12 protein-coding genes are annotated in these 12335 nt (G+C 43.2%); all 12 read right to left on the bottom strand.

Translation table 11 applies throughout. The annotated features are described in order from the left end of the window. Positions 1-74: 74 nt before the first annotated feature. On the bottom strand, positions 75-1226 hold the full coding sequence (locus G587_RS0100255) for a sodium ion-translocating decarboxylase subunit beta (protein WP_026490580.1): 1152 nt from the start codon (positions 1224-1226) through the stop codon (positions 75-77). Positions 1227-1257: 31 nt separating this feature from the next. Next, positions 1258-1620 carry a biotin/lipoyl-containing protein gene (locus G587_RS0100250; protein WP_026490579.1) on the bottom strand — a complete coding sequence of 121 codons (363 nt, stop codon included), beginning with the start codon at positions 1618-1620 and terminating at the stop codon, positions 1258-1260. A gap of 32 nt (positions 1621-1652) precedes the next feature. Continuing rightward, positions 1653-2492 carry an OadG family protein gene (locus G587_RS23930; protein ID WP_051200444.1) on the bottom strand — a complete coding sequence of 280 codons (840 nt, stop codon included), beginning with the start codon at positions 2490-2492 and terminating at the stop codon, positions 1653-1655. 14 nt (positions 2493-2506) lie between these two features. Beyond that, positions 2507-3937, bottom strand: a complete 1431-nt coding sequence (locus tag G587_RS0100240) for an acyl-CoA carboxylase subunit beta (protein WP_026490578.1) — start codon at positions 3935-3937, stop codon at positions 2507-2509. Between the two features lie 167 nt (positions 3938-4104). Beyond that, complete coding sequence (gene scpB / locus G587_RS0100235) at positions 4105-4674, bottom strand: SMC-Scp complex subunit ScpB (protein ID WP_026490577.1); 570 nt, start codon at positions 4672-4674, stop codon at positions 4105-4107. A gap of 7 nt (positions 4675-4681) precedes the next feature. Beyond that, positions 4682-5434: a segregation and condensation protein A gene (locus G587_RS0100230; RefSeq protein WP_026490576.1), complete on the bottom strand. Its 753-nt coding sequence runs from the start codon at positions 5432-5434 to the stop codon at positions 4682-4684. 17 nt (positions 5435-5451) lie between these two features. Then, entirely contained in the window at positions 5452-6291 is an 840-nt protein-coding gene (locus G587_RS0100225; protein WP_242830005.1) for a metallophosphoesterase, read from the bottom strand. Between the two features lie 93 nt (positions 6292-6384). Beyond that, positions 6385-6561, bottom strand: a complete 177-nt coding sequence (gene rpsU, locus G587_RS0100220) for a 30S ribosomal protein S21 (protein ID WP_022755619.1) — start codon at positions 6559-6561, stop codon at positions 6385-6387. A 173-nt stretch (positions 6562-6734) separates the two neighbouring features. Then, on the bottom strand, positions 6735-9389 hold the full coding sequence (gene alaS, locus G587_RS0100215) for an alanine--tRNA ligase (protein ID WP_026490574.1): 2655 nt from the start codon (positions 9387-9389) through the stop codon (positions 6735-6737). A gap of 80 nt (positions 9390-9469) precedes the next feature. Then, positions 9470-10879, bottom strand: a complete 1410-nt coding sequence (locus tag G587_RS0100210) for a glycine--tRNA ligase (protein ID WP_026490573.1) — start codon at positions 10877-10879, stop codon at positions 9470-9472. 66 nt (positions 10880-10945) lie between these two features. Beyond that, positions 10946-11560 (bottom strand): hypothetical protein, encoded by a 615-nt coding sequence (locus tag G587_RS0100205; RefSeq protein ID WP_026490572.1) that lies wholly within the window; start codon positions 11558-11560, stop codon positions 10946-10948. Between the two features lie 84 nt (positions 11561-11644). After that, positions 11645-12301, bottom strand: coding sequence for a DNA repair protein RecO (gene recO / locus G587_RS0100200; protein WP_026490571.1), 657 nt, complete (start codon positions 12299-12301; stop codon positions 11645-11647). Positions 12302-12335: the final 34 nt, after the last annotated feature.

The following is a 12335-nucleotide window of genomic DNA, read 5'->3' as shown; positions in this document are numbered from 1 at the left end:
AGTTCCGCTCTCAAGCTTTCAGCTTTCGCCGGAACAGAGTTCGATCACGAAAATCATAGATTTTCTATCTCACTTTAGAACACTCCGAATACCGCCATAAAGGTTCCGGCAACGACTGCGGTTCCAACAACACCGGCAACGTTAGGTCCCATAGCATGCATCAAAAGGAAGTTACTGGGATCATACTCAGCTCCGACCTTCTGTGATACTCTGGCAGCCATAGGAACAGCTGAAACTCCGGCTGATCCGATAAGAGGATTAACCTTACCACCAGTGATAACACACATGAGCTTACCGAACAGTGTTCCTGCCGCAGTACCAATAACGAATGCAATAAGTCCGAGTGCAACGATCTTAATAGTTGTGATATTAAGGAACGCCTCAGCACTTGTTGTTGCACCTACAGATGTACCAAGCATGATAACTACGATGTACATAAGTGCATTGGAAGCTGTCTCCTGAAGCTGACGAACAACGCCACTTTCACGGAACAGGTTACCAAGCATCAGCATACCGATAAGAGGTGCTGTTGTAGGAAGAATCATACTTACAACAATTGTAACAATGATAGGGAAAAGAATCTTCTCCAGCTTGGAAACAGGTCTAAGCTGCTGCATGCGGATTTTTCTCTCCTTATCAGTTGTTAAGAGCTTCATAACCGGAGGCTGAATGATCGGCACAAGTGACATGTACGAATAAGCAGCCACGGCAATGGGTCCTAAAATTGTTGTCTGATTAAGCTTTGTTGCAAGGAAGATAGATGTAGGACCATCTGCTCCTCCGATGATTGAAATAGCTGCAGCCTGCTGATCATTAAAGCCCATAGCAATAGCCATGAAGTAAGCTGAAAAGATACCAAACTGAGCAGCTGCTCCCATAAGGAAACTCTTGGGGTTAGCGATCAGGGGACCGAAGTCCGTCATCGCACCTACACCCATGAAGATAAGTGAAGGCATGATTGCCCACTCATCAAGCAGGTAGAAATAGTATAAAAGGCCGCCTACGCCATTCGATGATTTCTCGATAGAAAGCATAATATCCGGATAGATATTTACCAGCAACATACCGAAGGAGATAGGCACCAAAAGAAGTGGTTCGAAATCTTTGGCGATTGCAAGATACATAAATATCAGTGCAACTACAACCATGATATAGTTTCCAGGTGTCATTGTTGTAAATGCAGTTTGCTGCCAGAGATTCGATAATGTGTTTACAATGTAATCCATTTAACGACCTCCGTGTGAGTCTCTCCGAAATTTAGTTCATTGTTGCTACAACGCCGCCGGCTTCAACCTGATCGCCTACTGCAACGTCGATACTTGCAATTGTTCCATCCTGAGGAGCAACCATAGGAATCTCCATCTTCATGGATTCCATAACTACAACTGCGTCACCCTTCTTAACTGACTGGCCAACACTAGCCTCGATCTTAAGAACCTTACCTGCTGCACCGGCTGTTACCTTAACGCCGCCTGCGCCTGCGCTTGCCTTCTTAGCAGGTGCTGCAGGAGCCTTGGGAGCTGCTACGGGAGCTGCTGCTACAGGTGCGCCGCTTCCTGCACCCTCTTCTACTGTTACATCATATACGTTTCCGTTAACGGTAATTGTATAATTTTTCATTATCTATGTCCTCCTAAAATAAGCTCTGATTATTAAGCTCTTTTCCAATTACTTGCTTTACCGACTTTACGTACAGATCTAACAACAAATCCGTCGGTGCCGGCGCTTCCTTCATATGCGGCAATTGCAGCAGCTATAACGGCTACAAGCTCAGCATCCTCAGAAAGTTCTTCCTTATCAGCTATCTGTGATGTTACGGTTTCCATTGACTTCTGTGTAATCTCCTGTGAAGTCTCAGGCTTCTTCTCAGTCATCTTATTGATGAGCGGGAATAATGAGATTACCAAAGCTATGATGATAAGAACCGTAAACGCCATACCCATACCAAGAAGAGTATTAAGTCCTGCACTCTTAAGCTTCTCAGCAAGTGAATGATTTACATTGACTGAGATGAGAGTCGGCATTCCTTTTCTGTCAAGACTATACTCAAGAATAGCTGTGTGAGAATTATCTCCTGTTCCCTCGATGATTGCATCAACCATGAGTTCGCCATCTTTGTTGATATAGTATTTGAATTCATCAAGATGAGTTACACTGATATCGTTCGCAATTGTCTCTTTGCTGCTAAAGCCGAGCTCATCGATTGCATCGTACCAGTTTCTATAGCCTGCCGCAAAAACATCCAGCATAGACTCATCAAAGCTGTCTTCCAGTTTTTCTTTAAAATTGTCAGGTGTTATTCCCTGTAAGTACATGTTCTCAAAGTACTCATCCTCAAGTGTCTGGGCAACACTTACAAGATAATCCTTTGTGAAATAAGTCTCATCGTATCTACTTCCGGCAACAGTGTTGTACTGTGTACTATTGCCACAAGCTGTAAGACCCAGCATGCAGATCAGCGTAACACCTAAAGCAAAAATCTTATGCTTCACTGTCAGGCTCCTCCTTATACTGTTGTGTGCTTCCTCACAGGGCGCTCCTCGCGCTTAGAGTAAAGCATTTCAAAAGCTCCTATTACATATTTTCTGGTGTCAGCAGCGTTGATGATTGTATCAACATATCCTCTAGCTGCAGCACTTTCTACATTGTTCTGGAGTTTTTCGTAAGCAGCTGCTGTCTCTGCTACTGCTGCGGCATCCTTACCGTCAGCGATGATCTTTGCAGCATGATCTGCATTCATTGTGCCGATCTCAGCATCAGGCCATGCAAATGTCATATCTGCACCGATAGCCTTGGAGTTCATAATTACATATGCACTACCATAAGCCTTACCTGTTACTACATTAACCTTCGGAACTGTTGCTCCTGATAATGCAGCTACAAGCTTAGCAGCACTCTTAGCTACATGTCTCTCATCGCACTTTGTAGCACCAAAGCCTGCAACGTTTGTAAGTGAAAGTACAGGAATCTCAAATGCATCGCAGAAGTCAACCATATCAGCTGCCTTATTGCAAGCATGAGCAGTAAGTACATTATCGAACTTCTCAGCTACTTCACCCTTTTCATCATAAACAGCGCTTCTGTTAGCGATAACACCAACTGTAGCTCCGTTAAGCTTAATAAAGCCTGTTACCATTTCTTTTGCGTAATCACGCTTTGTCTCAAAGAAGATTCCGTTATCTGAAATCTGTCTGAGCATAAGAGCAGGATCAGCCATACAACCATCAAGGTTCTCGCATGCACGATTAAGATCGTCTGCACACTCATCAAAGTTCTCTGTGTCTTCATTATTAGAAGGAAGCATTGAAACGAGTTCTCTAATCTGAGCGTAAAGCGTCATCTCATCAGCTACAACATCTACGTTGCCAGCCTCACCACTCTGCCATGCAGCAGATGAAGTGTCACACTTCTCCACGCTGTTACCCTCGAGTACGTTGGGAGAATTAACAAAGAGCTTACCACTCTTTTCTTCCATAAATGTAAAATCTGTCATTGTCGGGAAAAGTGCAAGACCACCACCACAAGAACCAAGTATTGCAGTGATCTGCGGAACTACCCCTGAAGCACTAACCTGCTTGCGATAGATTTCGCCGAATGCATTAAGTGCATCAGTTGCCTCCTGAAGACGAAGTCCGGCTGAGTCGATAAGACCGATTACCGGTGCACCCATCTTAAGAGCCATATCATAGAGACCTGCTATTTTCTTAGCATGCATCTCACCTACAGAGCCACCGAGAACGGATGCATCCTGTGCATAGACGTAAACGAGTCTGCCGCCAATAACGCCATAGCCGGTTACTACACCATCAGAGGGTGTCTCTGTCTGCTTCAGATTGAAATCTGTGCTTCTTGCTTTTACCTGAGCGCCGATTTCAACGAAACTGTTTTCATCAAGCAGAGAAACAATTCTCTGACTTGCCTGAGAAGAACTACTCATTTCTTCACCTCCGTAATTTATTATGTTAAGTGTATAAAACCACAACTTAAGTCAGAATATAGTATATCACAAAAAAAAGACATGGAGAATAGTCCATGTCCTTATTTTCTGCGCTTTTTATACATTTTTTATTAGAGTGAAAAAATATCGCTCTTCAAAGTCAAAAATCAGATATCTAGCTTAACATTTATCTCTTGTTCAGCCTCTTGCTTAAATTCTTCAACCCTTACTGCATCAAGGGAAGGAAGCTCCTCAAGGGACTTAACGCCAAAGCTTCTGAGGAACTGCTCTGTAGTTCCAAAAAGCAGCGGTCTTCCGGGGGCATCAAGTCTTCCAAGCTCCTGCACGAGGTTAAACTCAACAAGTCTGTTAACTGCATGGTCGCTGTTAACGCCTCTGATCCTCTCAACGTCAAGACGTGTGATAGGCTGCTTGTAGGCTATGATAGACAGCGTTTCCATAAGTGCATCCGTAAGAGTAATTTTCTTAGGTGTCTTTGCTACCTTTATAAGATATTCATACATCTCACTCTTGGTACAAAGCTGTATGGAATCCTCAAGCTCAATAAGGCCTATTCCGCTGTCAGCCTTCTCATATTTTTCCTTAAGATATTTTATCTGCGCACGAACATCCTTAAGGTCCTGATCAAGCGCATTACATAATGCCGCAACTGTTACGGAATCCCCCATTGTAAAGAGGATTGCTTCAATAGCTGCTGCTCCTTCTTCTTTAGTCATTTCTCCCTCACTCTGCTGCTACGTTGGAAGTAATCGTAATATCTCCAAACGTCTCATCCTGTTCTATTTGTATATCTCCGACCTTCATCGCCTCCAGAATAACCAGGAAGGTGACAATGATCTCAACCTTGCTTCCCTGCTTCTCAAGAAGCTGCTTGAAGCTAAAGCTCTTGTGCTCACGAATGTAAGCCTTTACATAAAGAGTCTTCTGATCCAGGTCTACAGACTCCTTCTCGATCTTACCAAACTTACTTCTGATAGGATCGACCTTGTCCTCCTGCCTTCTAAGTAAAGCCTGGAAAATCTCATTGAGCTTTGCAAGATTGGCATCTCCCAAAAGTGTATCGTAATCTATAGGCTCCTCATAGGACATGACCTCATCAGGAATATTCTTTTTCCTGTACATGTGAGTATCCGCATTCATCTGACGCTCGCGAAGCTCATCTGCCATGAATTTATACATCTTGTATTCCAGGAGCTTTTCAACAAGCTCAGCTCTGGGATCCTCTTCTTCACCTTCTTCATTAACCTCTTTGGGAAGAAGCATCTTACACTTAATATCTACAAGAGTAGCCGCCATTACAAGAAACTCACTGGTTACTTCCATATCGTCCTTTTTCATGGCCCGGATATATTCCATATACTGCTCGGTTATCATGGCTATAGGAATATCATAAATATCAATTTTATTTTTATCTATAAGATGAAGCAGCAGGTCAAGAGGTCCCTCAAAAACCTGCAATTTTACTTCAAGTGCCATTATTTTTCCTCTTGAGTTTATTTCTTATCTGCAATAAGTCTTATTACACAGAGTTCACCCGGATTATTGAAACGAACTCTTATTGAATGAGTGGACAACCCTCTGCTAAGGATCATCTTGGAATCTCCCATCTCAAAAAGGCCACCATCATATTTAGGAAATGGAACAAGAGCGGGTGAAATAACTCCGCCCAAAAGAGGAAGTCTTATTATCCCCCCATGAACATGACCTGATACCGTAAGGTCAGCTCCCCATAACTTATATCTGTCAAAATAAATAGGATTATGAGCTATCAAAAGCTGAAAGCGTTCCTTGCAGGGCACACCGAAGGATTCCTCGATATGGCCTTCCGGCATTGAAAATCTAACCACTTTCCTGAAAAAACGCGGATCAAGCTCAAGCCCATGGATCTCCATATTGAGATCCTCGAGATATGTCCCCTGATTTCTCAAAAGAACACATCCGGCTTCCCTTATTTTTTTCTCGTAACTTTCATACGCCTCTTTCCTGTAACCACCCAGGACATCCATCTTAGTCTCATGGTTGCCGTTAGCAGCATAAACTGGATATTTGGCGCAAAGCCTTTTGACAAATTCAGCTATCTCATCGTAGCGGCTGCCACCAAGCTCATCATAAGCCGTAAGCATATCTCCGGCTATAAGAATTGCATCCGGAGAAATCTCATCAATGGCATTCATCAGATCTATATTGCCTTCTCCGAACAGATTCTCATGTAAATCGGACAAAAGACAAAATACAGCATCTTTTTTTAATTTATCAGAATGAATCTCATAATTCCTGATAACAAAGTGCGTCATGTCATGGCGGATCACCATCGCTATTAAAATGATTGCCACAATAACAAGCACTAATATAAAAATATGCATATTGTTTCCTAATGAAAGTATAAAAATAGTCCTTGATTTATAAAAACCAAGGACTTGTTTTTATTAATTATATTTACGTTTTCTAGCTGCTTCAGACTTTTTCTTACGCTTTACGCTTGGCTTCTCGTAATGTTCTCTTTTACGAATCTCCTGCTGGATGCCAGCCTTGGCACAGCTTCTCTTGAAGCGACGCAGTGCGCTGTCTAAAGTTTCGTTTTCTTTTACAATAACTGTTGACATTCTCTACTCTTACCCTCCCTTCAGACCCTTCCTTACGGCTGATTGGGTTATTTGCTATGCTTTGAAATTATCCACATAACATCTATAGATTATACCATAATTTTTAAAACCGTCAAGCACAAAAATAAAGGGTTTTATAAATTTTTTAAAATAATTTATATATCGACAATAAATTATTTAATTTGCGTTTCAAGCGCTACCTTTGCTTCAGCGATAGCATCCGGAATTCCTGCGGGATTCTTACCACCGGCCTGAGCCATGTTAGGACGTCCGCCACCGCCACCGCCAACTTTTCCGGCAATAGCTTTTACAAGGTTACCAGCGTGTGCACCGGAAGCGATAGCTCCGTCAGTTGCCATAGCCATAAGATTAACCTTGCCATCATTCTCAGATACAAGAACAACTACACCTTCACCGAGCTTAGCCTTGAGCTGATCACCAAGATCTCTAAGCCCGTTCATATCAACGCCCTTTACGCTCTGAGCGATAAGCTTAACGCCCTTAACGTCGATAACGCTGTCCATAACGTCACCAAGTGCAGCCTGTGCTTCCTTGCTCTTAAGTGACTCGTTCTCACTCTTGAGAGCCTTGAGCTCCTCCTGGAGCTTCCTGATCTGAGCTGTAATATCTGCAGGATTTGTCTTGAGAGTCTTTGCAGCCTCTCCAAGATTAGCCTCTACATTCTTGTAATATGCTCTTGCGTTGTTTCCTGTAAGTGCCTCGATACGACGAACACCTGCAGCAACACCGCTCTCGGAAAGGATCTTGAAAAGACCGATGTGGCTTGTATTTGCTACATGAGTACCACCACAAAGCTCGATTGAGAAGTCGCCCATGTTTACAACCCTTACTGTCTCGCCATACTTCTCACCGAACAGAGCCATAGCTCCTGTCTTCTTTGCTTCTTCAATAGACATAACCTTTGTATCAACAGGAAGTGCCTCTAAGATCTTTGTATTAACAATCTCTTCAACCTTCTGAATCTCATCAGCGGTCATAGCCTGATGATAACTGAAGTCGAATCTTGTCTTGTCAGGATCCTGATAAGAACCGGCCTGCTCTACGCCATCACCGAGAACCTCCTGAAGTGCCTTCTGAAGAAGGTGAGTAGCTGAGTGGTTACGACAGGTCTTAGCACGATTCTCAGTATCAACATTGAGAGATACCTTATCTGAAGTCTTGAAGCTTCCGCTTACAACCTTACCAACGTGAGCGGTTCTTCCGCCTGCTACCTTGATAGCCTCTGAAACAACAAACTTAGCGCCGTTTGCTCCAAGGATCTCACCGATATCGCCTACCTGACCACCCATTGTGCCATAAAATGTAGTCTTATCTGTGATGATTGTTCCTTCCTGGCCTTCTGTAAGCTCATCAGCAAGTGCCTCAGCTCCTGCCATAGCAACAACTGTGCCCTCACACTCAAGAGCTTCATAACCAAGGAATTCAGTAGTTACAGACTCATCAAGCTCGTCGAATACACCTACGCCTGTTGAAAGCTTTGCAGAGAAGTTCTGATTATCTCTAGCCTTCTGCTTCTGCTCTTCCATGGAAGCAGCAAAGCCCTTCTCATCAACAGTAAAGCCTTCCTCCTGAGCAAGCTCAACTGTGAGCTCTACAGGGAATCCAAATGTATCATAAAGGAAGAATGCATCCTTTCCTGTGATCTCCTTCTTGCCATTAGCAGAGGTCTGATCAAGTATCTTCTTGAACTCCTTCATACCATTCTCAAGAGTTGACTCGAAACGGGTGATCTCTCTCTCAAGCTCAGTAAGAACGAACTTCTGATTCTTGTTAAGATGCTCATAGCTCTCTTTATACTCATCAATATAAATCTTAGCTACGCCAAGGATCTGCTCCTTGTTAAGACCAAGAGTTCTTGCATGTCTTACAGCACGGCGGATAAGTCTTCTGAGGATATATCCTGCACCTGTATTTGAAGGAAGAAGCTTAGCCTCATCTCCGATAAGCATGATAGAAGTACGGGTATGGTCAGCGAGAATTCTCATTGATCTTGTAGTCTTCTCATCTGCCTCATACTTAATTCCGCTCTCTTTTTCGATATAAGCGATTACAGGAGCGTGAAGATCGATCTTGTAAACATCATCAACGCCGTTAAGGAAAGCAAGAATACGCTCAAGTCCCCAACCTGTATCAACGTTCTTCTGAGAAAGAGGTGTGAGGTGGCCGTCATGGTGCTTCTCATACTGCATGAATACGTCATTACCAATCTCAGTATATTTTCCGCAGTGACATCCGGGGCCACAGTCAGGACCGCAATCCGGAACATCCTTTACGTAGAACATCTCACTGTCAGGACCACAGGGACCATATTCAAGTCCCCACCAGTTATCCTCAGCAGGAAGATAGAATATATTCTCAGGCTTAAAACCTGACTCAATACGATATTTAGCGCCCTCTTCATCTCTGGGTGCATTCTCATCACCTGCAAAAACAGTTGCAGCAAGGTGATCAGCATCAAAGCCAAAAAGCTGTGTAAGAAGCTCAAAGCTCCACTGGCAACGCTCTTTTTTGAAGTAGTCCCCAAGTGACCAGCTTCCCATCATCTCGAAGAATGTACCGTGGCTCTTATCACCTACAGAATCGATATCATTGGTACGAACACATCCCTGAACGTTGCAAAGTCTTGTTCCGAGAGGATGCTTCTTACCAAGAAGATAAGGCATAAGAGGCTGCATTCCTGCAACGTTGAACATAACACCTGTTGATCCGTCGGATACAAGTGATACAGCGCCACAGTCTACATGTCCACGCTCTATATAAAACTGCTTCCAAGCCTTGCGCAGTTCGTTAGCTGTAAATTGTTTCATCTTTATACTCCTTTGTAACCCTCATCCCTATGGGCACCTTCTTCCCGGGGAAGAAGGCAGGGATTTATATTTCTTTTGTTTTAGAAGTCGAATTTATCTGAGAAGAATGCCTCGAGCTCATCGATAGCGATTCTCTCCTGCTCCATGCTGTCACGGAATCTTACAGTTACCTTTCCGTCTGTCTCTGAATCAAAGTCATAAGTGATGCAGAAAGGAGTACCGATCTCATCCTGTCTTCTGTATCTCTTACCAATGTTACCTCTGTCGTCGAACTCACAGTTGTACTTCTTTGAAAGCTGAGCATAGATCTTCTCTGCACCCTCGTTAAGCTTCTTTGAAAGAGGAAGGATACCAATCTTAACAGGAGCAAGTGCAGGATGGAAACGAAGAACTGTACGCATATCAGGTGCCTCTTCTGTTCCAAGATTCTCCTCGTCATAAGCCTCGCAAAGGAATGCAAGTGTCACACGGTCAGCACCAAGTGAAGGCTCAACAACGTAAGGAATGTACTTCTCCTTAGCTTCATCATCGAAGTAATCCATAGGCTCACCGGATGTCTCCTGGTGTCTTGTAAGGTCATAATCAGTTCTGGAAGCAATACCCCAAAGCTCACCCCAATCTGTGAAGGGGAATGCATACTCAATATCTGTAGTGTGATCACTGTAGAATGAAAGCTCTTCCGGATCATGGTCACGAAGTCTTAAGTTCTCTTCCTTGATACCAAGTGAAAGAAGCCACTCATAGCATGTCTTTCTCCAGTATTCAAACCACTCTGTCTGTGTTCCGGGTTTGCAGAAGAACTCAAGCTCCATCTGCTCGAACTCTCTTGTACGGAATGTGAAGTTACCGGGTGTGATCTCGTTACGGAAGCTCTTACCAATCTGGCAGATACCAAAAGGAACCTTCTTACGTGATGTACGCTGAACGTTCTTGAAGTTTACGAAAATACCCTGTGCTGTCTCAGGGCGAAGATAAACTGTGTCCTTTGCATCCTCTGTTACACCCTGGAAGGTCTTGAACATAAGGTTGAACTCTCTGATGCTTGTGAAATTGTGCTTACCACAAGATGGGCAGGGAACGCTGTGCTCCTTGATGAAGTTCTCCATCTCCTCGTGTGACCATCCATCAACAGATGTCTCAAGCTTAATGCCATTATCAGCTGCAAAATCCTCAATGATCTTATCAGCTCTGAATCTCTCGTGGCACTCTTTACAATCCATAAGAGGATCTGAAAATCCGCCAAGGTGACCTGATGCAACCCATGTCTGAGGGTTCATAAGGATAGCGCAGTCAACACCTACGTTGTAAGGATTCTCCTGTACGAACTTCTGCCACCATGCCTTCTTTACGTTGTTTTTAAACTCAACACCAAGGTTACCGTAGTCCCATGTATTGGCAAGACCGCCATAAATCTCACTGCCGGGATAGATGAATCCTCTGCCCTTGGCAAGTGCAACTATTTTGTCCATTGTTTTTTCATTTGCTTTCATTCCAAAACCTCTTTCCGAGCAAAATGCTCTATTTATATATATAATTCAGAGCTAAATGCTCATTTTTTACTTTTCAAGAACCACGCAGGCTATTTCGCCATCAACATTATCTGACATATCAGCCATGTATTTATTATACGCCTTGGCTTTTCCTGCAAAATATTTCACCTTATAGGGTGCTGCGATTATATTGGCAGATTTGGTTATGATCACGTGCTGATCGCTTAAAACCGCTGCCTTATCAGGATCTATTGCTATTCCGTCCTTATCGACAAGAGTATTCACATCAAGCTGACCTGAGAGCACTGCATCGGTTACAGTCTCGTAGGCAAGATATTCGCTGTTAAAATCCGCATAATTATCAACATCGGAAAATTTGATGACAAGCTTGACCTTACCATCATTCAGGTCTACGCTCTTAAGCTCCGCAGCGCCCTCACCCTTTGAAACTATGAAGGAATTTACCTCGTTCTCAGTCATCTCCTTCAGCTCATCCAGATTGTAATAGCTCTCTGCAAAGTCATCAATAATTGTACTAACTACAGATCCGTCCTTGTTTATCTCAATAGACGAAGTAGTAAGCTTTGAAGTGTTTCCCCCGGCACCGCAACCTGACAAAACGGAAAGTGTCATGATTACAGATATTACTGCCACACTGCTTTTCATAAACTCTTTTTTCACTAGAATAGTCCTCTTATATTTATACACTTTAGTGTACTAAAACTATGCACACTTGTATGATTATATAACGCCTTTTCAGCTTTTTCAATTATCTTCAATCATCTTAACCATTTCATAGCTGTTAAGGCTTCTGTCAATGAACCTTTTCCTGTAGATATCACAGATGTGATCGAGCTCATTAAGCACCTCTTTAGTAACTGCAAAGGTATACAGCTTTTCAATAGTAGAGCTTCTTATAAACTCCAGAGTATAAGCGGTCGAATTCTCGTAAGTCCTGTCTGTAGGTATCCCCGGAAACTCGCCGTTTATGACAAGGCTTTTTATTTCAAATACGCATCTTACCAGTCTGTTATCAAAGCTATCGGACTCCAATGCCCTAAGTGACTGATACAGAAGCTTTAAAACCTGTCTCTCATCATTGTTTTCCCTGGTATAGTAATCTGCTATCTCAAGGAAAAGCATCCCATACATAGAGCCGTTAAAATCATTTCTGAAATGCTCAAAATAATTGGAAATCCTGGCTTCCTGTATTGTATATGAAGTTCTTCCTTCATAGAGCCTGAATTCCCCAAAGCAAAAGGGCTCTACAACACCCGCAAGATGATTCCCCGGACGTCGTGACCCCTTAGCAAAGGCTGTGATCTTACCACGTTCGGATGTAAGGATAGTCACCACAAAATCGTAGTCTCCTACAGGTGCCCTCTTTATGATCATTCCGTTAACAGTGGTAAACTCAACCATTTAATGTATCAAACCTCATCTGCCGGAAAACTCC

This window comes from Butyrivibrio sp. XPD2002, from assembly GCF_000423945.1.
In the GTDB taxonomy this organism is placed as follows: domain Bacteria; phylum Bacillota; class Clostridia; order Lachnospirales; family Lachnospiraceae; genus Butyrivibrio.
Note: the sequence above shows the minus strand (reverse complement) of the source record. Positions and strands in the feature narration are given on the sequence as shown.

Excerpts from the sequence above, each read along its gene's own strand:
- G587_RS0100255 (WP_026490580.1), bottom strand. The coding sequence starts at position 1,226 with ATGGATTACATTGTAAACACATTATCGAATCTCTGGCAGCAAACTGCA.
- G587_RS0100250 (WP_026490579.1), bottom strand. The coding sequence starts at position 1,620 with ATGAAAAATTATACAATTACCGTTAACGGAAACGTATATGATGTAACA.
- G587_RS0100240 (WP_026490578.1), bottom strand. The coding sequence starts at position 3,937 with ATGAGTAGTTCTTCTCAGGCAAGTCAGAGAATTGTTTCTCTGCTTGAT.
- scpB (WP_026490577.1), bottom strand. The coding sequence starts at position 4,674 with ATGACTAAAGAAGAAGGAGCAGCAGCTATTGAAGCAATCCTCTTTACA.
- G587_RS0100230 (WP_026490576.1), bottom strand. The coding sequence starts at position 5,434 with ATGGCACTTGAAGTAAAATTGCAGGTTTTTGAGGGACCTCTTGACCTG.
- rpsU (WP_022755619.1), bottom strand. The coding sequence starts at position 6,561 with ATGTCAACAGTTATTGTAAAAGAAAACGAAACTTTAGACAGCGCACTG.
- alaS (WP_026490574.1), bottom strand. The coding sequence starts at position 9,389 with ATGAAACAATTTACAGCTAACGAACTGCGCAAGGCTTGGAAGCAGTTT.
- G587_RS0100210 (WP_026490573.1), bottom strand. The coding sequence starts at position 10,879 with ATGAAAGCAAATGAAAAAACAATGGACAAAATAGTTGCACTTGCCAAG.
- recO (WP_026490571.1), bottom strand. The coding sequence starts at position 12,301 with ATGGTTGAGTTTACCACTGTTAACGGAATGATCATAAAGAGGGCACCT.